At 71.2% G+C, this 22,243-nt stretch carries 16 protein-coding genes; 7 read left to right on the forward strand and 9 right to left on the reverse strand.

Annotation, left to right across the window (positions count from 1 at the left end):
- Window positions 1-60: 60 nt before the first annotated feature.
- Together QJS31_RS23560 and QJS31_RS23565 are read left to right on the forward strand one after the other, a co-directional pair.
- On the forward strand, window positions 61-837 hold the full coding sequence (locus tag QJS31_RS23560) for an ABC transporter ATP-binding protein (RefSeq protein ID WP_029931541.1): 777 nt from the start codon (window positions 61-63) through the stop codon (window positions 835-837).
- Window positions 837-3,368 carry an ABC transporter permease gene (locus QJS31_RS23565; RefSeq protein ID WP_306357699.1) on the forward strand — a complete coding sequence of 844 codons (2,532 nt, stop codon included), beginning with the start codon at window positions 837-839 and terminating at the stop codon, window positions 3,366-3,368. Before QJS31_RS23560 ends, QJS31_RS23565 begins: the two co-directional genes overlap by 1 nt.
- 140 nt (window positions 3,369-3,508) lie before the next feature.
- On the opposite strand, the gene QJS31_RS23570 is transcribed toward QJS31_RS23565, so the two are convergent.
- The 5 genes from QJS31_RS23570 to QJS31_RS23590 all read right to left on the reverse strand — a co-directional run bounded on the left by QJS31_RS23570 (window position 3,509) and on the right by QJS31_RS23590 (window position 12,941).
- Complete coding sequence (locus tag QJS31_RS23570) at window positions 3,509-4,981, reverse strand: serine/threonine-protein kinase (protein WP_306357700.1); 1,473 nt, start codon at window positions 4,979-4,981, stop codon at window positions 3,509-3,511.
- Between the two features lie 171 nt (window positions 4,982-5,152).
- On the reverse strand, window positions 5,153-6,325 hold the full coding sequence (locus QJS31_RS23575) for a VWA domain-containing protein (protein ID WP_282786273.1): 1,173 nt from the start codon (window positions 6,323-6,325) through the stop codon (window positions 5,153-5,155).
- Window positions 6,326-6,553: 228 nt separating this feature from the next.
- Complete coding sequence (locus tag QJS31_RS23580; RefSeq protein ID WP_306357701.1) at window positions 6,554-9,127, reverse strand: DUF5682 family protein; 2,574 nt, start codon at window positions 9,125-9,127, stop codon at window positions 6,554-6,556.
- Window positions 9,124-10,224, reverse strand: coding sequence for an AAA family ATPase (locus QJS31_RS23585; RefSeq protein WP_306357702.1), 1,101 nt, complete (start codon window positions 10,222-10,224; stop codon window positions 9,124-9,126). The genes QJS31_RS23580 and QJS31_RS23585 overlap by 4 nt, the downstream gene beginning before the upstream one ends.
- A complete protein-coding gene (locus QJS31_RS23590; protein WP_306357703.1) occupies window positions 10,221-12,941 on the reverse strand; it encodes a DUF5691 domain-containing protein in 2,721 nt (906 codons plus the stop codon). Before QJS31_RS23590 ends, QJS31_RS23585 begins: the two co-directional genes overlap by 4 nt.
- Before the next feature lie 102 nt (window positions 12,942-13,043).
- Between QJS31_RS23590 and QJS31_RS23595 the strand changes: the two genes are divergently transcribed.
- The gene (locus tag QJS31_RS23595) at window positions 13,044-13,331 is read left to right on the forward strand and encodes a SelT/SelW/SelH family protein (RefSeq protein WP_282786411.1); all 288 of its coding nucleotides are present in this window, start codon (window positions 13,044-13,046) and stop codon (window positions 13,329-13,331) included.
- Window positions 13,332-13,434: 103 nt separating this feature from the next.
- On the opposite strand, the gene QJS31_RS23600 is transcribed toward QJS31_RS23595, so the two are convergent.
- Complete coding sequence (locus tag QJS31_RS23600; protein ID WP_306357704.1) at window positions 13,435-13,656, reverse strand: zinc ribbon domain-containing protein; 222 nt, start codon at window positions 13,654-13,656, stop codon at window positions 13,435-13,437.
- A 96-nt stretch (window positions 13,657-13,752) separates the two neighbouring features.
- Between QJS31_RS23600 and QJS31_RS23605 the strand changes: the two genes are divergently transcribed.
- A complete protein-coding gene (locus QJS31_RS23605; protein ID WP_306357705.1) occupies window positions 13,753-15,327 on the forward strand; it encodes a carboxylesterase/lipase family protein in 1,575 nt (524 codons plus the stop codon).
- On the opposite strand, the gene QJS31_RS23610 is transcribed toward QJS31_RS23605, so the two are convergent.
- The 3 genes from QJS31_RS23610 to QJS31_RS23620 form a co-directional block, all read right to left on the reverse strand.
- Window positions 15,324-16,625, reverse strand: coding sequence for a cytochrome P450 (locus QJS31_RS23610; RefSeq protein WP_372341753.1), 1,302 nt, complete (start codon window positions 16,623-16,625; stop codon window positions 15,324-15,326). The two genes, QJS31_RS23605 and QJS31_RS23610, sit on opposite strands and share 4 nt — an antisense overlap.
- 127 nt (window positions 16,626-16,752) lie before the next feature.
- A complete protein-coding gene (locus QJS31_RS23615; protein ID WP_282785808.1) occupies window positions 16,753-17,472 on the reverse strand; it encodes a TIGR03089 family protein in 720 nt (239 codons plus the stop codon).
- Window positions 17,460-18,881, reverse strand: a complete 1,422-nt coding sequence (locus QJS31_RS23620; protein ID WP_306357707.1) for an LCP family protein — start codon at window positions 18,879-18,881, stop codon at window positions 17,460-17,462. The genes QJS31_RS23615 and QJS31_RS23620 overlap by 13 nt, the downstream gene beginning before the upstream one ends.
- Before the next feature lie 324 nt (window positions 18,882-19,205).
- On the opposite strand from QJS31_RS23620, the gene rfbD reads away from it, so the two are divergent.
- The 3 genes from rfbD (at window position 19,206) to QJS31_RS23635 (ending at window position 22,177) form a co-directional block, all read left to right on the forward strand.
- Window positions 19,206-20,081 carry a dTDP-4-dehydrorhamnose reductase gene (gene rfbD, locus QJS31_RS23625; protein ID WP_372341755.1) on the forward strand — a complete coding sequence of 292 codons (876 nt, stop codon included), beginning with the start codon at window positions 19,206-19,208 and terminating at the stop codon, window positions 20,079-20,081.
- Between the two features lie 11 nt (window positions 20,082-20,092).
- The gene (locus QJS31_RS23630) at window positions 20,093-20,995 is read left to right on the forward strand and encodes a glycosyltransferase family 2 protein (protein ID WP_029931555.1); all 903 of its coding nucleotides are present in this window, start codon (window positions 20,093-20,095) and stop codon (window positions 20,993-20,995) included.
- Between the two features lie 108 nt (window positions 20,996-21,103).
- Entirely contained in the window at window positions 21,104-22,177 is a 1,074-nt protein-coding gene (locus tag QJS31_RS23635) for an NDP-sugar synthase (RefSeq protein WP_282777788.1), read from the forward strand.
- Window positions 22,178-22,243 lie beyond the last annotated feature (66 nt).

The following is a 22,243-nucleotide window of genomic DNA, read 5'->3' on the forward strand; positions in this document are numbered from 1 at the left end:
TGCGTGTTTCCGGGTGTTCCCCGATGGCGTCAGGTCGCGATCCTCGACACACTGGACACCATGACTTCAGACGCCTCGGCTTCCGTCGCCCTCGACAAGTCGGCCCCCGCCTCGGTCGCCGCCCGCGCGACCGATCTGGTGAAGCTCTACGGTTCCGGTGATACGCAGGTCAAGGCGCTCGACGGAGTGTCCGCGGAGTTCGCCAGGGGGGAATTCACAGCCATCATGGGCCCGTCCGGTTCGGGCAAGTCCACCCTCATGCACTGCCTGGCCGGTCTCGACTCGGCCACGGCGGGCACCGTGCACATCGGTGACACCGACCTCACCACGCTGTCCGACAAGCAGATGACCAGTCTGCGCCGCGACCGTATCGGCTTCGTCTTCCAGGCGTTCAACCTGGTGCCCACCCTCACCGCGATGGAGAACATCACCCTGCCCCTGGATATCGCGGGCCGCAAGGGCGATGAGGAGTGGATCGCCACGGTGGTCAAACGTCTCGGCCTCACCGATCGCCTCGGGCATCGGCCCGCCGAGCTGTCGGGCGGCCAGCAGCAGCGCGTGGCGTGTGCCCGCGCGCTGGCGGGCAAGCCGGACATCATCTTCGGCGACGAGCCGACCGGCAACCTGGATTCGCACTCCTCGGGTGAGGTGCTGTCGATCCTGCGGGCGGCGGTGGACGAATTCGATCAGACCGTCGTGATCGTCACCCACGATCCGCGCACCGCCTCCTTCGCCGACCGCGTCGTATTCCTGGCCGACGGCCGGATCGTCGACGAATTGCGCGACCCCACCGCCGATTCCGTCCTCGACAAGATCAAGTCCCTGGAGACGATCTGATGTCCGGAAGCCCCATGCGCAAGGTCGCCTTGCGCAATCTCGCCGCGCACAAGGTGCGCCTGGTGCTCACCGTGCTGTCGGTGGTGCTCGGGACCGCCTTCATCGCGGGATCGTTCGTCTTCACCGACACCCTGCAGCGCACCTTCGACAATATCTTCGCCAACCAGGCCAGGGGCGTGGATGTCCGGATCAGCCCGGAGGAGCAGCAGTCCATCGGGGTACCGCTCACCCTGGTCGACAAGGTCACCGCCATGGATGGTGTGCGCACCGTGGCTCCGGGCGCCAACGGCCCGGTCACCCTGCTGAAGGACGGCAAGGTCGTCCAGACCGGCGGCGCGCCGACCATCGGCGAGGCGTACCTGCCGCCGGAGCGTGCGGTGGCCGAACCACAGCGGTTCGTCGACGGCGGACCGCCCTCCGAACCCGGGCAGGTCGCCATCAACCAGGGCGGTGCGGACCGGGCCGGACTCCGGGTCGGCGATCCGGTCACGGTGGTCACACCCGCGAAAGGCAATGTGGCCGCCACCATCTCGGGTATCTACCAGCTCGACGGCGGCGGTGCGACCGGCGGCTTCATCGGCCTGCAATTCGACTACGACGAGGCCATGCGGCTGTTCACCGACGGCAAGCACGTCGCCTACCTGGACATCGCGGCACGACCCGGAACCGACCCGGACCAATTGCGCTCCGAAATCGTCACGGCCTTACCCGACTACAAAGTGCAGAGCGGTGACGAGGTCCGCGAGGACATGAAACAGCAGCTCGGTGACGCGCTCAAGTTCATCAACTACTTCCTGCTCGCCTTCGGCGCCATCGCACTGATCGTCGGTACCTTCATCATCTACAACACCTTCTCCATGCTCGTCGCCCAGCGGCTGCGGGAACTGGCGCTGCTGCGCGCGGTGGGCGCGAGCCGCGGACAGGTGGGCCGCTCGGTGGTCGGGGAGGCGCTGATCGTCGGATTGGTCGGCAGCGCACTGGGTCTCGCCGCCGGTATCGGTCTGGCCTACGGCCTCGCGGCGCTGCTCAACGCCTTCGACCTGGGGCTGCCCACCGGGGCCATGGCCGTGCTGCCGCGCACCGTGGCGGTGGCGCTGGTGCTCGGCGTGGTCGTGACCGTGGTGAGCGCCTACGCGCCCGCCAGTCGCGCCGCCCGGGTGCCGCCGGTGGAGGCCATGCGGGAGGAGTTCGCCTCGCACTCCGAATCGCTGCGGCTGCGCACCATCGCCGGTGCGGTACTGGCCGTGATCGGTGTGGCGCTGGTGGTGCTGGGCGCGCAGAACACCGGCGGCAATGCCGCCGCCACCGTCGGAATCGGCGCGGCCGCACTGATTCTCGCGGTGCTGTTCGCTTCGCCCGCGCTGTCGCGCCCGGTGCTGGCCGGGCTCGGTGTGCTGGTGCGACCGTTCGGTCCCGTCGGCCGGATGGCGCGCAACAACGCCATCCGCAATCCGCGCCGCACCGCCGCCACCGCCTTCGCGCTCACCCTGGGACTCATGCTGGTGTCGGCCATCGGCATGCTCGGCGCCTCGGCCAAGGCCAGCGTCGGGGAGCTCGTGGACAAGGGAGTGCAGGCCGACTACATGCTGTCGGGTCCGCCCGGCGCCCTCATCGGCGTTCCACTGCAGGCCACCGACGAGGTGAAGGCGGTGCCCGGTGTCGAGGAAGCGGTGGCCTTCCATGGTCTCGCCCTGAAGGTCGGCGGTGACCAGGTCTTCGGCACGGTGCCGGAGGGGCCGTTGGACCGCGTGCTGTCCTACGAGATCCAGCAGGGCAGCGCTTCCCTCGGGGACAACCAGATTCTGGCCTCGGAAACCCTTGCCTCCGACAATGGTTGGCAGGTCGGGCAGACCGTCGAGGTAGCCGGCGTGGACGGCAAGAAGTACCAGGTCGAGGTGGCGGGCATCTACGCGGACACCCAGCTGCTGCAAGCCCTGGTGGCTCCCATGTCGCTCTACGAGCAGACGGTGCCGACCAGCTTCCGGAGCAGTTTCATGGTGGCGGTCGATGCCGCGCCGGGCACCGACCTCGCCACGCTGCGCACCGATCTGGAGCAGGCCACCGAGAAGTACGGCAACGTCCAGGTGATGGACCGCGAGGACTTCAAGGGCGTGCAGGGGCGTCAGATCGACACCATGCTGGCCATCCTTTACGGGCTGCTGGCCCTGGCGGTGGTGATCGCCATTCTCGGCATCGTCAACACCCTGGCGCTGTCGGTGGTGGAACGCCGCCGCGAGATCGGCATGCTGCGCGCGGTGGGCATGCAGCGACCGCAGGTGCGGCGCTCCATCTACCTGGAGTCCATGCTGATCGCCATCTTCGGTGCTGTGGTCGGCGTCATCCTCGGCCTGGGTCTCGGCATCGGATTCCTGCGCACCCTGCAGGATCTCGGCCTCGGGACCATCGCGGTGCCGTGGGGGCAGATCGTGGGCATGCTCATCGCCTCGGGCGTGGTCGGCGTGCTGGCGGCGCTGTGGCCCGCGGTGCGCGCGGCCCGCACCCCACCGCTGGCGGCCATCGCGGATCTGTAAGCGGTTCCGCGCGAATGCCTTCCGCCCCCGCGCGATCGGCGCGGGGGCGGTGGCGTGAGAGGAATATTCGGGTGGTGCGCTGGGCGCCGGTGCAGGCGAGCAGGTGCCGGAAGTGACGTGCGGGTGGGCCGTCGGCGATGTCAGGCCAGGGCCACGATGACGATCACCGCGATGACCGCGATGATCACCGCCGCGACGATACCGAGGATGATACCGGTGTTGGAACCGGAACCCTGGTGGGGCGGACCGTAGTTCGTGGGCGGATTCTGATATCCGTACGGCTGGGGCGGGGTGCCCTGCGGGGTGAACGGCGCGGACTGCGCGTAGGGAGCCGGGCGGGGCATGGACTGGCTCGGATTGAACGCCGACGGCGGATTCGGCTGTCCCGGTAGCGGATTGAGCGGGGCCGACTGTGGGTTGTGCGGCGCGGCCTGCGGCTTCGGCGCGCCCGCCTGCGGGTTGTACGGCGTGGATTGCGGTCCGACCTGCCCTGCCTGCGGGCTGTGCGGGGCGGATTGCGGTCCGACCTGCCCTGCCTGCGGGTTGAAGGGGACGGATTGCGGGTTCGGCTGGCCCGCGTGCGGATTGTGTGGCGCGGACTGTGGATTCAGCGGACCCGGTGGCGGGGTGTACGGCGTCGACTGTCCCAACGGACCCTGCTGGCCGACGAGCGGGCGCGGCGTTGAGGGCGTGTGCGTCGGCGGCACGACGGGCTGCGGGCGGGCCGGGGTGGGCGGGCGCGGCGGCTGCACCGGCTGCGGGGGAGCGGTGCGGGAGATGGTGAACGCCCGTTCGGCCGCGTTCGCGAACTCGGTGCACGAGCGGTAGCGGTCCTGCGGGCGCTTGGACAGCGCCCGGGCCAGCACGCCGTCGATGGCGCGGGGCAGGTCCGGGCGCAGCGCGCTGGGCAGGCGGGGACGCTCCTGGAGATGGCCGCGGATCACCGCCGCCGGACTGGTGCCCTCGAACGGCACACTGCCGGTGAGCAATTGGAACAGCGTGCAGGCCAGCGAGTACTGGTCGGAGCTGCCGTCCAGCGTCGCGCCGGTCAACTGCTCCGGGGAGGCGTAGGCCAGGGTGGCGGTCACGGTGCCGGTCTGGGTGAGATGACCGGTGTCGTCGCGCAGCCGGGCGATGCCGAAATCGGTGAGATACACGCGTTCACCACCCGCCCCCGCACGACCCGAGCGGGCCAGCAGGATATTGGCGGGCTTCACATCGCGGTGCAGGACGCCGATACCGTGCGCGTAGTCGAGGGCCTTGGCGGTCTCGGTGATGATCTGCACCGCGCGTAGCGGCGGCAGCTTGCCCGGATCGACGTTGGCGGCGTTCACCCCGTCGATGAACTGCATGGAGATCCACAGCTGTTCGTCCACCGCGCCGCGGTCGTAGACCGTCACGATATTCGGATGATCGAGCTGGGCGACCAGATCGGCTTCCCGGATGAACCGGGCGCGGATCTCGTCATCGGAGAACATCTCCTGATTGAGCAGTTTCAAGGCCGTCATGCGCGGCAGCCGCGGATGCTTGGCCAGGTAGACCGAACCCATACCGCCGCGGCCCAGTTCGCGCTCGATGACGTAACCGGCGAAATCTTCACCAGAGTTCAGCAACCGAGAGCCCCCCGTTTCCACGAGTCGAATCGCCAGGCAGCCTAGCAGTGTTTGCGTGCGCCGCTTCCGCGCTCACTGCGAATATATCGCCTGAACTGGGCGTTTTCGTTATCCGACCGGAATCCTGGCGATCCGGCCGGGCCGCCGGACGCGCTCCGTCGCGCACCCGAGTCAGGGGGAGGCCCGCCCGGCGTTCAGCTCGGCCCACCGCCGCACGTCCCCCCGGTCCAGGGCCACCGCCAGCAGCTCCGGGAAGCGATCGGGAGTGCACGCGAAGGCGGGGACGCCGAGGGCGTCCAGGGCGGCGGCGTTCTCGCGGTCGTAGGCGGGCGCGCCGTCGTCGGACAGCGCCAGCAGCACCACGACCTGAACGCCCGCCTCGGTCATGGCGCGCACGCGGCGCAGCATATCCGCGCGGACTCCACCCTCGTACAGATCGGAGATGAGCACGAACAGGGAGTCGGCGGGGCGGGTGATGAGCGACTGCGCGTAGGCGAGGGCGCGGTTGATATCGGTGCCACCGCCGAGTTGGGTACCGAACAGCACGTCCACCGGATCGGCGAGCCGATCGGTGAGATCCACGACGGCGGTGTCGAACACGATCAGCGAGGTCCGCAGCGACCGCATGGTCGCCAGCACCGCCCCGAACACCGACGCGTACACCACGCTCGACGCCATGGAACCGGATTGGTCGATGGCCAGCACCACATCGCGCCGCACCGCCTGCGCCTTGCGGCCGTAGCCGACCAGCCGCTCCGGCACGATGGTGCGGTACTCGGGCAGATAGGTGCCGAGATTGCGGCGAATGGTGCGGTCCCAGTCGATATCCCGCGGTTTCGGTCGCGCCACCCGCGCCGCCCTGTTCAGCGCGCCGCCCACCGCGGCGACGGTGCGGGCGGCGATGCGCCGCTCGATCTCGCGCACCACCCGCTCCACCACCATGCGGGCGGTGGCCCTGGTGGTCTCCGGCATCACCTTGTTCAGGCCGAGCAGGGTGCCGACCAGATGGACGTCCGGTTCGACCGCGTCCAAGAGTTCCGGTTCCAACAGCAGTTCGGTGAGATCCAGCCGCCGCACCGCGTCGCGCTGCATCACCTCGACCACCGTGGTCGGGAAGTACGAGCGGATATCACCCAGCCAGCGCGCCACATTCGGCGCCGAACCGCCAAGCCCGCCGGAACGCCGCCCACCCTGCCCCATGCGGGCGTCGGAGTCGTAGAGCGCCGACAGCGCCCGGTCCATGGCGGCGTCCTCGGCGCTGCCGAGCCCGCCCAGCTCTGTCTCGCCCGCCGCCCCCAACACCAATCGCCAACGCCGGGAACGGGTTTCGTCATAGTCGTGCATCGGCCAGCCTCGTGGTTCGAGTGGAGGTCACGGGTTCGGCGTACGCGTGCCAGCGTGGGGGGAAGTCAGCGACGGCTGCTCCGCGCATGGACGGTCGCCGGACTTCCCGAGGCCACCCGGCCGCGGCCGGGCACTGGCCCGAACGGTGAGCGGGGGTGCCCGCCGAATCCGGGACGGTTCTGGTGCTGGGGATCGCAGCGCTGCGTAGCGAGTCTCCGAGTCGGCCGTTCATGTGCCGGCTCCCAGGATCTCGCGGGCGGCGCGTAGTGCGATCGCACCACGTGCCGGGTCGAAATGTGCTGTCGTCCCGGCCGTGGTGACGGGCGCTCCGTGGCGGATCGCCGTGGCGATGGATCGCCGCTCACCGCTGTCGAAGTCGCCGAACGTGCGGCGCAGCAGGGGCAGGACGGCGACGAAATCCGGCTCCGCCAGGCCGACCAGCCAGGAGTCGACGAGTGTCAGCAGGTTGCGGTCGTGGACGAGCAGCAGGCCGCGCCCACCGAGGAAGCCGTCGATCCAGGCGGCCTTGTCGGTGGCGGTGCGGCCCACCGAGAGCGCGGCGGAGAATCGCCGGGCCGACTCGGCGGCGTCGATGACCTCGGCGTCGCGGAGCAGCCGCACGGCGCGGCCGACGAGACCACCGTGCACATCGTCGCGGTCGGCCAGCCCGCGCAGGGTGGTGAGCCAGGCGTTCGTGGCCCAGTCGTCGGCGCGGGTGGCCAGCGCCAGATGGACGGCATCGAGCCGGGCGCGCAGGTGTGCCGCGGCGTCGGTGTCCAGGCCGGCGACCGCGCTGGGCAGGCCCGCGCACACCCGCACCAGCAGGCCGTCGGCCACCCGCGCCAGCGCGGCGGTATCGGTGCCGCGCACATCGCCGTAGCGCAGGGTGCGCAGCAGTTCGGGCAGCGCGGCCAGCAGGTGGGTGATGTCGTGGTCCAGCGCGGCCACCGACTCCAGTCGGCTGACCAGTCCGTCGACGGCGTCGCCCAGATCCGCCAGCAGGGCGGCGTCGAGGGCGGCGGCCACCTCGGGCAGCCCGGTATCGGGCGCGTGCACGCGGTCGAGGATCCGCGCCGTGGCGGCCGTCGCCAGGGTGGTGCCCCAGCGTGACGCCTCCACCACCGCCATCACCAGTTCGGGCCGCCATTGCAGCGTCCAGGTCTCGCGGAAGGTGCCGGTGCCGCGCACCTCGTCGCGGGTGCGCCGCCCCCAGTCGATGCCGAGCAACTCCAGGCGGTGCAGCAGTTGGGATTTCGCCATATCGCGCTCGGTGCGCAGATCCAGCTCCACGGTGCGTTCCGCGGTTTCCTGCCGCAGCCGCAGGGTTCTGATTCGCGCCCGCAGATCCGCCTCCAGCGGGACGGTCGGCGTGTCCTCGGGCACGGTCCCCAACGCCTCGCCGATCACCAACTCGCGAGTGACCAGATCCAGCATGGTCTCGTCGCCGTCGCACAGCACCGATCGGGTGGCCTCGGTGACCTCGGACAATCCGGCCAGCGGCCGTCCGCGCAGGGTGGCGAGGGTCTCCGCGAGCCGGACGGCCTCGATGATGTGCGCACTCGACACCGGCAGGTCGTGCCGCCGCAGCATCCCCGCCACCTGGGTCAGCCAGCGCGCGATCGGCTGCTCGGTCTCGGCGAACAGGTGCCGGTACCAGCCCGGCGAGGTGATGCCCGCGCCGTACCCGGATGAACTCGACAGTCGCGAATGCGTCCACGGCACCCAGGTGAGTGTGGTCTTCACCTTCGGCATGCCCTTCAGCAGCCGCGCGTCCGCCACCGCCGGAGGCAGCGTCCCGCTCAGTGCGGGCGCGTGCCAGGCACCGCACACCACGGCCAGTCGCCGCGCCCCGCCCTGCAACGCCTTGCGCATGACCTGCCGCATATGCGCCTCCCGGCGCAGGGTGTGCGCGTCGACCACGATCTCGGCCGCGACCCGCCGCCGCACCTCGATATCGGCGCTCGCGACTTCCCGTGCTTCGCCCCCACCGGTCGCCGCGCCGTGTCCTGCCTCGCCTGCACCGGCCGCCGCGGGGTATCCCGCACCGCGCGCACCGGCCGGCGCGGGGTGGGGCGTCGTATGGTCGTGGCTTGGAGCCGCGCCGCTCGCGGTGCTGATGTCCGTCGGGGTGCTGATGTCCGTCGGGGCGCTGGCGTCCGTCGGAGTGGTGTCGTCGGTCGGTGCTGTAGCCGCGCCGTCGGCCGGGGCGGTTGGTGCCGCGGCGCTGCCGGCGGTCGGGGGTGGGGCGGCGTCTTCGTTGTTCGAGGTGGTGTTCGCGGGGACCGCGGCTTCGCGCAAGGCGGTCATGGCCTCGTGCACGGCATCGAAGATGTCCGCTTCCGAGCTGGATTCGATGACGGCGTCCCACCAGCGCTCGGCGTCGTCGTAGCCACCGGCGGCGGCCAGCAGGCTCAGCGGGTCGGTGCGGTCGCCGGGTTCCTCCGCCGCCGCGAGCGCGGTGGCGGCGGGCAGATCGCAGAACCCCACCCGCACACCGTGTTCCACCCCGTACCGCAGCGCCTGCCATTCGGGGGAGAACTCGGCGTAGGGCCAGAACGCCGCCGTGGACGGCTCCTCCGGTCGATAGGCGAGCAGCGCCACCGGCGGTGCCATCGCCTCGGCGGCCACGTAGCGGACCAGGCCGTCGGCGTCGGCCGGGCCCTCGATGAGAATCACGTCCGGCCGAAACCGCTCCAGGGCCGAGCGCAGCGAACGCGCCGATCCGGGCCCGTGGTGGCGGATGCCGAAGATCCGGGTCCGCGGCTCGGAGTCGGCCTCCGGCGGCAGGGCGGGGGCACTCACGTGTGCACCTCGCGGCAGGCACGGTAGAAGTCGGCCCAGTCCTGGCGTTGGCGCACCACGGCTTCCAGATATTCGGTCCACACCACGGCGTCGGCGACCGGATCGGAGATGATCGCGCCCTGCACCGCACCCGCCACATCCTCGGCGCGCAGTACGCCGTCACCGTAATGCGCGGCCAGCGCCAGCCCACTGGTGATCACCGAGATGGCCTCGGCGGTGGACAGCGTGCCCGACGGCGACTTGAGTTTGGTGCGCCCGTCCACCGTCATCCCCGAACGCAGCTCCCGGAAGACCCGGACCACCCGCCGGATCTCCTCCGCGGCGGCGGGCACGGCGGGCAATTCCAGTGCCGCGCCGAGCTGTTCGACCCGCCGGGTCACAATGGCCACCTCGTCGTCCTCGCCGGCGGGCAGCGGCAGCACCACGGTATTGAAGCGTCGCCGCAGCGCCGAGGACAGCTCGTTGACGCCGCGGTCGCGGTCGTTGGCCGTCGCGATCACCGTGAAGCCCTTGGTCGCCTGCACCTCCATGCCCAGTTCCGGTATCGGTAGCGTCTTCTCCGACAACACGGTGATCAGCGCGTCCTGCACGTCCGAGGGGATGCGGGTGAGTTCCTCGATGCGGGCGACGGACCCGGTCCGCATGGCCGTCATGACCGGCGACGGCACCAGCGCCGCCGCGCTCGGCCCCTCCGCCAGCAGGCGGGCGTAGTTCCAGCCGTAGCGCACCGCCTCCTCCGTCGTCCCCGAGGTGCCCTGTACCAGCAGGGTCGACGCACCCGAGATGGCGGCCGAGAGATGTTCCGACACCCAGGTTTTGGCGGTGCCGGGCACGCCGAGCAGCAGCAGTGCGCGATCGGTGGCCAGGGTGGCGACCGCGACCTCCATGAGCCGCCGCGGCCCCACGTACTTGGGTGTGATGACGGTGCCGTCGGTCAGCGTGCCGCCGAGCAGATAGGTGACCACCGCCCACGGTGAGAGCCGCCACGACGGTGGCCGCGGGCGGTCGTCGGCGGCGGCCAGGGCGGCCAATTCGTCGGCATAGGACTGTTCGGCGTGCGGGCGCAGCAGGGCGTCCCGATCCGCGGTGCTGGTCACTGCAACTCCTCGAGCATGGTCCGACGTTCCACGAGGTCCGCGGCGAGCTGGTCGAAGGCCTGCTCCCAGTAGGGTTCTCCGCAGTGTCGGGCGGTGGCGGTGACGGCGGGCGCGCTCGTCACCGGGAAATGGGTGGCGGCCGCCCGGAACAGCGTCCGGTACGACCCCGGCACCAGACTGGGCGCACCCGGCCGGTCCGCGCTCAGCCGCGCCCGCTCCAGGAGCAGGCGCAGCACATGCTCGGCCACCGGTTCCGGCCACGGATGCGGGAGCGCCCGCAGCAGCGATTCGATCTCGGCCAGCCAACTGCTGTCCAGGCGGCGCAGATGCCGCACCTGATCGTCGAGCGGCTGCACGGCGAACAGTTCGCGCAGCTGCTCCATATCCGGATCGCCCGCCGCCGGCGGCGCGGCGATGATCGCGAACAGCGCTCGCGCCCAGGCCGGATCACGTTGTGCCAGGGCGGCATCGGCCCAGCCGTGCAGCATCGGGCCGCGCAGTCCCTCGGCCATGGGCACCCGCACCGCCTCCTCGGGCGGGCCCAGCGGTTCCCAGTGCCGCAGCGGGGTCGCGGCCACCACCCGGTGCAGCCATGCGGCGGCCAGGTCCGGTGCGCCGTCGGCCCGGTAGGCGGTGAAGGGGAACGGGTCCGCGATGCCGTCGCGGCGGGCGGCGTCGTCGAGCACGCCCGGACCGGTGGTGGTCAGGCGCGGACCGTCGGGGTGCGCGCCCATGGTGAGCCATGCGCTCGCGCGCCGCGCCATCCGCTCGGCGAAAGCCGAATCGGGCAGGCGGGCCAGCAGATCCGCGGCCAGTCTGCGCACCTCGGCCCGGCGATCGTCCAGGCCGGATTCCAGCAGCGGTGCGTCGGCCGTCGACAGGCCGTCCGCCAGCACCGCCAGCAGCTCCACCTTGCCAGGGCCGGATTCGGTGGGCCAGGAGGTCGCGAGTGCCGTGCGCGCCGCGCCGGGATCGGTGCGGCGCAGCCGAGCCAACCAGGCCCGGCGCTCCGCCGGGCGGCCGTGCGACCATACCGAGTCGTCGTCCGCGGCGGCGCGGATCAGACCGCGCCAGCCGGGATGCCGCGCCGCCAGCCAGCGACCGCGCGCACCGGCCAGGCGCAGCAGGGCTTCCCGATGGGCGGCAACCGATTTGGCGCGTTCCAGCAGCCGGCTGCACATGGCGTCCGGGGCGCGGTAGTCGAACGGCTCGGCCGCCGCGAACCACTCCGCCAGAAAGGACGAGGTACCGGTCAGCAGGCTTCCCAGCCGTGCCGCGGCGGCGGGCGGCAGCAGCGGGCGCGGATCGTCTTCGGCGATATCGGACTTCTCCGCCGCACTCGGCGATACCGCCCCGCGCACGAAACAGTCCTGCAGGGCAATGGCTTCGAGCAGGGCGACGGCCGGATCCGCGCCGGACCGGGACGCCGCCGCGACGGGTGCCGGAAGCGCGGCGGTATCGACGGTGCGCCGGGCCGTGCCGACCAGCGCCGTGGAGACGAGCTCCGCGATACCCGGCTCGGCGGCGGCCGCGGTACCCGACCGACCACCCAGCGCGCCGGCGACCGGCGGCGTGGCGACCGAAATCCCGTCCGCCGCCACGGCATCCACGACCGTCCCCCCGGCGTGCACGGCGAGCGGCACCAGCCCGTCCGTGGTCCACTCGCCGACCACCGTCACCGGATGGCCGCCGGAGACGCCCAGCATGCGCCACGGCTCGCCGTCCTCGACGGTGACCGGAAGCGAATCCCCCGCGGCTTCCACCACATACCAACCATTCTCGGACCGCACCGGCACCACATCGACCAGCATCATCGGCCACGAGCGCAGCAACGGATCCGCACCCACCGCCGCGGCATGCGCGCCCAGCGCGGCGGAAATGCCGAGCCCGGCCGCGTCGATGGAGCCCGGTGGCCCGGTGACCGGATCGCGCCCGATCCCCGCGCTCGCGGCGGCCGGTGGTGCGGTGGAGGTTTCGGGTCCGGGTGCGGGGAGCGGGCCGGGCGGTGGTGAGGCCGAGGAGATGTCGGCGTTCGGTCGTTGGGTGTGGGAGGCGGGTTCGCCGTAGCGCTCGCCCCAGACCGCGCGCAGTGGTGCGGCGGCGGGGTAATAGTGCAGGTCGGCGTCGATGTGGACGCCGGGGGCGGGGGTGTCCTGGGGGAAGGTGGGGCTGCCGTAGTGGTGGTCGAGCAGGAGCGCCCAGCGGGCGGTCGTGGTGCCGCGCAACCAGGTGCGGCGGGAGTACAGGCCGTCTTCGACGGTGGTGCGGGTGGCGAGCACCTGCCAGATGTCGCGCACCGCGGGTTGTTCGCGCACCGAATCCACGGGGGTGGGGTAGCCGATGTGGGCCCGCACGCTGGCGCGGAGGGCGGGGGAGAGGTGGTCGAGTCGCTGGTGGGCGGCGATCAGCAGATGCAGGCGGCCGAATTCCCGCAGCAGTCGCTGCGGCCAGTCGGCCCGCGTTCCGACGCGCGCGAGTTCACGCAGCGCCCGCGCCACACCGGGGGCCTGCGCGTCGACCATCCGCGCCGCCACCGCCTCGAACACCTGGTGCGACCGATCCATCTGAGCCAGGCCGGTCCGTACCTGATCGGCCAGCCACATATCCAGATCCGCCAGCCCCGCGCTCACCCGCACGTGCCGCTTGTCCGCCGTCGACGGTCGTCCGGCCACCGCTGGCGGATCATTCGGCACCGCCGCGGTCTCTCGCGTCCGCATCGCTCCCCCTTCCACTGTTGCCCCGAGTTCTATCGCAGACCACCGACATGTGCGGTCGCCCGCACGATCGGCGTTCTGCCCCGGACCGGTAGGGTGCGCACCATGTCCCGCGTCGCGATCGAGTACTGCACGCAATGCCGCTGGCTGCTGCGCGCCGGCTGGATGGCGCAGGAACTGCTGAGCACCTTCGCCACCGACCTCTCCGAGGTGGCGCTCATCCCGGGTGAGGGTGGCATCTTCCGGATCAGCGTCGACGGCGATCAGATCTGGGAACGCAAGGCCGACGGCGGCTTTCCCGACATAGCCGTGCTCAAACAACGCGTCCGCGACAAGGTTGCCCCCGGCCGCTCCCTGGGCCACTCCGACAAACGCCAGGAGAGCGCGGACTGACCGCGACCGTCCCACCGGCCCGCCGCTCGGGCCGTGGGCACGTCAGCCGCAGCGCGCTCTCGGAGGTCGCCGCCGCGTGCTCCGCCCGTCCCGTGCCGCGGCCTCAGCCGCAGCAGCCGCCTCCGCAGCACCCGCCACCGGCGGGGGCGCTGGGGGCGGGGGCCGGGTTGCCGCCGCCGCGGGTGACCGCCGCGAAGGTGGTCAGCAGTTTCACGGTGTCGGCGTGCCCGTGCGGGCAGGTGGCCGGGGCGGACGCCTCGGCCATGGGGCGCGTCAGTTCGAAGGTGTCGCCGCAGCCGCGGCAACGGTACGCATAACTCGGCACGACGTCAGGGTAGACCAACGGCACGCTGGTCGGCGGTGTCGATAGCGCGGTCGTATCAGCCAGTACCCTCGAATACGGAGTACGAGGAGGTCTGGTGTGAGCGCTGCGGAATCCTTCGATGCCCCCGAGGCGGACGTTCTCGCGAACGGCCCGGTGGTCAAGACCGAATTCGGAGCGGTGCGCGGCCGACGCGAGGGCGATGCCCACGTGTGGCGCAGCATCCCCTACGCCGCCCCGGCGGCCGGACCGCACCGGTTCGCGCCGCCGCGACCGCCCGAGCCGTGGGAGGGCGTGCGCGACTGCCTGGAATACGGCGAGATCGCCCCGCAGACCCTCGGCGTCATGGTGCCGGTCGACTCCACCCTGCGCATGGGGGAGGACTGTCTCTGGGTGAACGTATGGGCCTCCGCCGCGCCCTCCGAGGAACCCCGCCCGGTCATGGTGTGGCTGCACGGCGGCGCGTACTGCCTGGGCACCGCCGCCCAGGAGATCTACGACGGCCGCAAACTGGTGGAGACCGGCAAGGTGATCCTGGTGTCGGTGAACTACCGGATCGGGGTGCTCGGCTTCCTCGACCTGTCCTCGCTGGGTCCGGAGTTCACCCCCAATCTGGGCCTGCACGACCAGATCGCCGCCCTGGAATGGGTGCGCGACAATATCGCCGCCTTCGGTGGCGATCCGGGCAATGTCACCCTGTTCGGCGAATCCTCGGGCGCGGGCTGCGTCACCGCACTGCTGACCGCACCCCGCGCGGCGGGCCTGTTCCATCGTGCCATCGCCGAATCACCGCCCGCCACCACGGTTTTCGGTAAGGAGCGGACCGAGGCCGTGGCCCGGCGCTACCTGGAGATCCTGGACCTGCCCCGCGATCGCGTCGGCGACCTGCTGGAGTGTCCGGTCGAGGTGCTGCTCCCCGCCGCCGGGGTGCTGCTCGACGAGGTGCCGCTCACCGAACCCGGCCGCCTGGCCGCCGCCCCCGTGGTGGACGGTGACCTGCTCCCGGCGTACCCCACCGAACGCTTCCGGGACGGACGCTCGCATCGGGTGCCGCTCATCATCGGCACCAACAAGGACGAGGCGTCGCTGTTCCGGTTCTTCCGCTCGCCGATCATGCCGGTCACCCCGGACGCGGTGAACGCCATGCTGCGCAGCGTGGCCGAGGAACATCCGGGGCTCTCGCCCGCCCGGATCGCCGAGATCACCTCCGCCTACCCGGATCTCACCTCCACCCGTGGGGCGCTGGCCATGTCCACCGACGCCGCCTTCCGGATGCCCGCGCACTGGGTGGCCGACGCCCACTCCCGGCATTCGCCCACCTGGATGTATCGCTTCGACTACGCCACCCCCATGTTGCGCGCGGCTCGGGTCGGCGCCGGACATGCCACCGAATTGCCGTACGTCTTCGGCAATTTCGGCTCCTTCAACTACGACCCGACCTTCTGGCTGGGCGGACGCAAAGTGGCGCAGGAGGTTTCGGGTCGCATCATGCGGCGCTGGCTGGCCTTCGCCGAACACGGGGTGCCCGCGGCGCTGGACGGGTCCAAACACTGGCCGCCCTACCACGGGAACACCCGCACCACCCTGGTCATCGACGCCAACGACCGGGTGGTGGACGATCCCGACCGGGACCGGAACGCGGTGTGGGGCAGCGAGGCCGTGGGGTTCTTCTAGGGCTGGACGGGCGCGTGCGCTCGATTGCCCAGCGTCACCGGCATGCGCTGATATCCGTGCAGTGTGAACAGCTCTCGCAGTTGAGGTTCGCCCGCCAGTGACAGTTCCGGGAACTGCTCGAAGAGGGTGCGCAGCGCGTGCGTGGCCTCCATCCGCGCCAGGGCGGCCCCCAGACAGGTGTGGATGCCGCTCGAAAAGGTGAGGTGTTCACGGGCATTGGAGCGGGTGATGTCGAAATGGTTGGGGTCGGTGAACATGCGAGGATCCCGATTGGCCCCCGCCAGGGACAGCACCACCACCGCACCCCGCCGCAGTCGCACGCCGTCGAGTTCCACATCGCACAGCGCCTGCCGGGCGGTGGTGCGCACCGGCGGATCGAACCGCAGCACCTCCTCCACGGCGCCCGCCCACAGGTCCGGTTCCGCGCGCAGCCGCGCCAACTGCTCCGGATGCGCCAGCAACTGCACCACCGCGTTGCCGATGAGGTTGACGGTGGTCTCGAAGCCCGCGCCCATGAGCAGGGTGGCGGTGGCCTTCAGCTCCCGTTCGTCGAGGTGTCCGGCGGCGACCAGGCTGCTGAGGATGTCCTCGCCGGGCTCCCGGCGCAGCCGTGCGATATGTCCGTCGAGGTAGCGGTCCATCTGCGCGATGGCGCCCGCCGCGCCGCGCCAGCTGCGCCAGGTGAGCCCCAGATCGAGCATGGGCGTGGTGCGGTCGCCCCACTCCAGGAACTCCGCGCGCATCTCGTCCGGGAAGCCGAGCATCTCGGAGATGATGGCGATCGGCACCTGCGCGGCGAAGTCCGCGACCAGATCGGTCGACCCGTTCGCTCCGAGCGCGTCGATCAGTTCCGCGGTCACCGACTCCACCCGGTCCCGGAGGCGGCCGACGGCGCGCGGGGTGAAGGCCGCGGACACCGATTTGCGAATGCGGGTGTGATCGGGCGGGTCGATGGTGAGCATGGACGGCGGCTCCACCGGGTTGGCGGGCAGCGCGGCCCTGCGCACCACAGCGCGCAACGGTGCGGGGGTGTTCACATTGTCGAGGACGAAGACGCCGAAGCGATTGTCGCGCAGCATGCTTCGGGTGAGTTCGTAGTCGGTGGCGATCCACGCGTACGGGGTGCGCACCAGCCGACCGCGCTCGCGCAGCTCCTCGATGAGCGGGTACGGGTCCCGCCGTGCCTCCGGTTCGGTGTGCAGCTTGCCGAACGGATCGCCGCGGCGGGCCTGCCAGCGCATCACCCAGCGGGGCGCTCCCTGCTCCACCATCCATCGAATCCAGTACCGAGGCATCATCGCCGCTGACTCCCGTCGTCGTCGGATGTCTAGACGGTACGGAAATCCGGTGCGGTCCGGAACGTTCCACGGCGGGAGCCGCAGGTCCTACCACGGTATGAGTGCGTACCGCGGCTGGCGAGCGCGATCAGTCGCCGCGGCGTGCGGTGACCCGCTCGCTGGCCACCCGCTTCTCCTGGACCGCCGGATCGGGATTCGCCACCTGCACCAGCGAAGCCCCCGCCGCCAGCACCGCCACCAGGCCGTCGATCAACTCGGTCGGCGTCTCCCACGGCGTGGTCGACAGCACCCGGTCCTCGGCCGTGAAGCCTTGTCGCGCCGCGGATTTGCGGGCCTCGTCCAGGACCGCGCCCGCTGTCATGCCGTCCAGTGCCGCACCGACGCCGCCGGGCAGGAACTGATCGCCGTGCACGCGCACCGAGGTGGCGTAATCGGTGACACCGATCGGCAGATCTCGCACCGGCATGCCCATCGGATCCAGTGACAGCGCGGCCACCTCGGCGATGCCGTCGGCCTCGTCGACGCGGTCGGCGGTCACCAGCGCCAGCTCGGCGTCCGGGTCGGCGCGCAGCACCACCTCGGTGCCCGCCCACCAGCAGCCCAGCAGCACCGCGGCGGTCTGCCAGTGCGCGGGCAGCAGCACGGCCACCCGCGCGCCCGGGGTGAGCCCGAATTCGTCGCGGATCATATTGGCGGTCTTGGCCGCCCAGTTGGCGAGGGTGAGCGCGGACAGTTCGATACGCGCACCGGTGGTGTCGTCGTAGTAGGTGATGCGGGGGCCCGCGGGGTCGCGGGCCAGGATCGGGTCGAGCACCGCTTCGGTGAGGGTCTCGGTCAGTTCACGCATTTCGGTCCGTTCTGCCCGGCGTCGATGGGTGGGGCGGGCGGCACCGGCGTGGGGGTGGTCGACATTCCGGTGAAGTCGACGCCGCCGTCCGCCGACGAGCCCGGACCAGAGTAGTCACCCGCAAGCAGCACGCGCACCGCCCCCGCCGCCAGGCCCGGCTCGCTCATCACCGGCAGTCCGCCCAGGGCCTCGGCGACGGCGCGCGCCCCGGGGTCGGTGGCGCTGCTGGCCAGCACCCGGCTGCTCTGGATGGGGCCGCCGATCCAGTTGTCCACGGTGCCGGTGCCGAACCCCTTGCCCGCCAGCGCCTGTGACACCTGACCGGCCAGGCCGCCGATGGAGCTGGCGTTGTACACATCGGCGGTGACGGTGGACGGGTCGACGCCGTTTTTCTTCTCCTCCGGCTTCTCCTCGCCCACCATGGCGGCCACGTACTTCTGGACGGGCTCCGGGTCCACCTTCACCACCGAGACGCCGTCCTCGGTCATGCCGTTGAGGTCTTCGACCGGAATGGTCTCGAATTTCACCTGGCCACCGGAGAGATCCTGGAGCTGGCCGAGGAAGTCCAGCACATTCCAGCCGTCGTCGATCACCACGGTGCGGCCCACGGCGTCGCTGAGCTGTTGCAGGCGGCCCGGATTGGTGAGCGTCTTGGCGCTGAGCACCTGATTCACCAGCTGTGCCATGTACACCTGCTGGCGCACGATCCGGTCCAGGTCGCCCCGGGGCAGGCCGTGGCGCTGGCGGACGAAGCTCAGCGCCTGCGCGCCGTCGAGCCGCTGCTCTCCGGCGGGGAAGTCGGCACCCGAATACGGTTCGTAGACGGCGTCGTTCAGACACACCTCGACACCGCCCACGGCATCGGTGAGCAGGACGAAACCGAGCAGGCCCACCTCGGCGTAGTGGTCCACGGTGATACCGGTCAGGTTGGCGACCGATTTGATCAGCGCCTGCCGTCCGGCCTCGGTGGATTTCGCGTCGGCCTCGGACGCGTCCACCCCCTTGTCGAGCAGCTTCTGCTGTTCGGTGAATTTGGTGGTGCCGAAGGCCGAGTTGATCTTGCCCCTGCCCTGTCCCGGGATGTCCACATACGAGTCGCGCGGGATGGAGATGGCCGTGGCCGACCGCCCGTCGTTGGGCACCCGGATGAGCACGATGGTGTCGGTGTTGAGGCCCTCCTCGTCACCGGCGTGCAGCATGGCCCGCTCGGTGTCGGTGAGTGGATTGCCGTGTGCGTCGGTGCGGCTGTCGATGCCGACCATGAGGATGTCCACCGCGCCGTCGCGGCCCCCGCCCAGCCCGAGATTGCCGATGCGCTCGATGCTCGACACCAGCCCGTCCACCTGATGCCAGCCGAGGCCGGTCAGGACCAGCACCGCCACCGCGGCGGCGGCCGACAGCGCGCGCATCGCGCCGAGCCGCCCGGCCCGCGTCCGCGCGGCCGGTCGTCGCGACGGTAGCGGCGTCGATACCCTCGTGCGTTCCGGCAAACCCCGTATCCTTTCGGCGACCATGCCCACCACCCGGCCCGGACAGCGTCCCGGTCGGTATCCGTGGACTACCCCCTGAGTGCAGGCTAGACGCGCGACGGAGCGGGACGGTGGAAGCCGCTACCCGTGCGTTGCGTGCCGTGCGCCCGGCACTGCGCGGCGGCTATGGCGACCGCGCGCCGGGGCCGCCGTCGTTCCGGCAGGTCGCACCGGGTCGCCGCCCGGTCGGCACGGCGTGCCAGACTGACCGGCGTGACTCTCCCCTCCGTGACACCTGTCACCGGGCGGCTGGTGGTGACCGGGGCGCGGGGTCAGCTGGGCCGTGCGCTGCTCGACCTCGCACCCGAAGCCCGCGGCTACACCCACGCCGACCTGGACATCACCGATCTGGACGCGGTGCGCGCCGCGCTGCGGTGCGGCGATGTGGTGATCAACTGCGCCGCCTACACGGCCGTGGACCGGGCCGAAACCGATATCGACGCGGCCTGCGCCGTCAATGCGCGCGGGCCGATGGCGCTGGCGGTGGCGTGCGGGGAGGTCGGGGCGCGGCTCATCCACGTCTCCACCGACTACGTGTTCCCGGGCACCGGGTCGCGGCCGTACGAGACCGCCGACCCCACCGGGCCGACCTCGGTGTACGGCAAGTCCAAGCTGGCGGGGGAGCGGGCGGTGGCGGATCTGCTCCCCGAGACCGGTCATATCGTGCGCACCGCCTGGGTGTACACCGGGACGGGCAGCGATTTCGTCGCCACCATGCGCCGCCTGGAGCGGGAGCGGGAGACCGTCGACGTGGTGGACGATCAGATCGGTTCGCCCACTTACGCACCCGATCTCGCGGCGGCGCTGGTCGAACTCGCCGAACAACCCGACGCGCCGCGAATTCTGCACGCCGCCAACGCGGGACAGGCCAGTTGGTTCGATCTGGCGCGGGCGGTGTTTTCGGGCATCGGAGCCGATCCGGACCGGGTCCGGCCCTGCTCGACCTCGGCTTTCCCGAGACCCGCTCCGCGCCCGGCATATTCGGTGCTGTCCACGGCGTCCTGGACCGCGGCCGGGCTGTCGCCACTGCGCCCCTGGCAGGATGCGCTGAACGACGCGCTCGCCGCCGCTTCCGACTAGGCTGGTCGCCCGTGAGCCCCTCGGATTCAGTCGGACGGCCGACACTGGCCGTCGTCACGGTGACCTACTCGCCCGGTGAGCACCTCGAACACTTCATCAGTACCCTCGCCACCGCCACCAGCGAGAAGCCCCAGGTCATCCTGGCCGACAACGGATCGAACGACGGCGTGCCCGAACTGGTCGCCGACGCCAACGAACATGTGCGGCTGCTACGCACCGGCGGCAATATCGGCTACGGCGGCGCCATCAACCGCGCCGTCGCCGAGATCGATCCGGAGATCGAGTTCATCGTCATCGCCAACCCGGATATCCGGTGGGGGACCGATTCCATCGACGAGCTGCTGGCCGTCGCCAAGCGCTGGCCGCGCGCCGGAGCGCTCGGACCCATGGTGCGCGAGCCCGACGGCAGCGTGTACCCGTCCGCGCGGCGGGTGCCCGGGCTGGCCGACGGCGCGGGCCACGCCATTCTCGGCACCTTGTGGCCGTCCAACCCGTGGACCCTGCGCTACCGGCAGGACAACGAGGAGATCTCCGAGCGGGCGGTGGGCTGGCTGTCCGGTTCGTGCCTGCTGGTGCGCCGCGCCGCCTTCGACGCCATCGACGGCTTCGACTCCCGGTATTTCATGTACATGGAGGACGTGGACTTCGGCGACCGCATGGGCAAGGCGGGCTGGCACAATGTATTCGTGCCATCGGCCGAGGTCACGCACGCCAAGGGCCACGCCGCCGGCAAGCACCCCGAGGCCATGCTGCCCGCCCACCACGCCAGCGCCTACCGATTCCAGGCCGACCGGCATCCACACTGGTGGCAGGCGCCGCTGCGGGGGGCGCTCAAGGCCGGACTTGCCATTCGGTGCAGGCTTGCGGTTCGATCCGCTCTGCGCGAGCGCGACCGCGCGGCCGGTACGAACTGAGCGGTCCGCTCAGGCACAATGACCCCGGCCGCGCGGTGCGCGCGGCCGGACAGCTCGGCCTCGGCATGCGCCGACGCGACCGAAAGACGACCTGATACAGGGGAGAAGATGTCGAACGGAACGGATGCGGTGATCCTGGTCGGAGGCCAGGGGACGCGCTTGCGTCCGCTGACCCTGTCGGCCCCCAAGCCGATGCTGCCCACGGCCGGTCTGCCGTTCCTCCAGCATCTGCTGGCCCGCATCGCCGACGCCGGAATCCACCACGTGGTGCTCGGCACCTCCTACAAGGCCGAGGTCTTCGAGGAGCATTTCGGCGACGGCTCCGACTTCGGGCTGGAGATCGACTACGTCACCGAGACCGAACCGCTCGGCACCGGCGGCGGCATCCGCAATGTGCTGCCCAAGTTGCGCGCCGACACCGTGATGGTGTTCAACGGTGACGTGCTGGGCGGCACCGATCTGGGCGCGGTGCTGGAGACACACCACTCCACCAACGCCGATGTGACCCTGCACCTGGTCCGGGTCGGCGACCCGCGCGCCTTCGGCTGCGTGCCCACCGACGAGTCCGGCCGCGTCACGGCCTTCCTGGAGAAGACCCAGGATCCGCCGACCGACCAGATCAATGCCGGGTGCTACGTCTTCCGCCGCGAGTACATCGAGAAGATCCCCGCCGGCCGTCCGGTATCGGTGGAGCGCGAGGTCTTCCCGTCCCTGCTCGCCGAGGGCGCGCACATCCAGGGCCATGTGGACACCTCCTACTGGCGCGATATGGGCACCCCGGAGGACTTCGTCCGCGGCTCGGCCGACCTGGTGCGCGGCATCGCGCCCTCCCCGGCCCTGCCCGGCCAGCGCGGTGAATCCCTGGTCCACGCGGGTGCGGGCGTGGCCCCCGGCGCCCTCCTCATCGGCGGCACCGTCGTCGGTCGCGGCGCCGAGGTCGGCGCGGGTGCCCGCCTGGACGGCGCGGTCCTCTTCGACGGCGCCTGCGTCGAGGCCGGGGCCACTGTCGAACGCTCCATCATCGGCTTCGGCGCCCGCATCGGTCCGCGCGCCCTCGTCCGCGACGCCGTCATCGGTGACGGCGCCAATGTCGGCGCCCGCTGCGAACTACTACGCGGCGCTCGTGTCTGGCCCGGCGTCGAACTGCCCGACGGCGGCATCCGCTTCTCCACCGACGTCTGACACCGGCGCACGGACGCCCGACGACGCGGGTCGCTCACCGGGTGGCGAGCGACCTCGCGCCGTAGC

The organism is Nocardia sp. CC213A (assembly GCF_030766805.1).
Taxonomy (GTDB): Bacteria; Actinomycetota; Actinomycetes; order Mycobacteriales; family Mycobacteriaceae; genus Nocardia; species Nocardia otitidiscaviarum.

Bases quoted from the DNA above. Each gene is read 5' to 3' on its own strand.
- QJS31_RS23560 (WP_029931541.1), top strand. From the start codon at position 61: ATGACTTCAGACGCCTCGGCTTCCGTCGCCCTCGACAAGTCGGCCCCC.
- QJS31_RS23615 (WP_282785808.1), bottom strand. From the start codon at position 17,472: ATGCGTGAACTGACCGAGACCCTCACCGAAGCGGTGCTCGACCCGATC.
- QJS31_RS23590 (WP_306357703.1), bottom strand. From the start codon at position 12,941: ATGCGGACGCGAGAGACCGCGGCGGTGCCGAATGATCCGCCAGCGGTG.
- QJS31_RS23575 (WP_282786273.1), bottom strand. From the start codon at position 6,325: ATGCACGACTATGACGAAACCCGTTCCCGGCGTTGGCGATTGGTGTTG.
- QJS31_RS23595 (WP_282786411.1), top strand. From the start codon at position 13,044: ATGTCCCGCGTCGCGATCGAGTACTGCACGCAATGCCGCTGGCTGCTG.
- QJS31_RS23635 (WP_282777788.1), top strand. From the start codon at position 21,104: ATGTCGAACGGAACGGATGCGGTGATCCTGGTCGGAGGCCAGGGGACG.
- QJS31_RS23565 (WP_306357699.1), top strand. From the start codon at position 837: ATGTCCGGAAGCCCCATGCGCAAGGTCGCCTTGCGCAATCTCGCCGCG.
- QJS31_RS23620 (WP_306357707.1), bottom strand. From the start codon at position 18,881: ATGCGCGCGCTGTCGGCCGCCGCCGCGGTGGCGGTGCTGGTCCTGACC.
- QJS31_RS23610 (WP_372341753.1), bottom strand. From the start codon at position 16,625: ATGATGCCTCGGTACTGGATTCGATGGATGGTGGAGCAGGGAGCGCCC.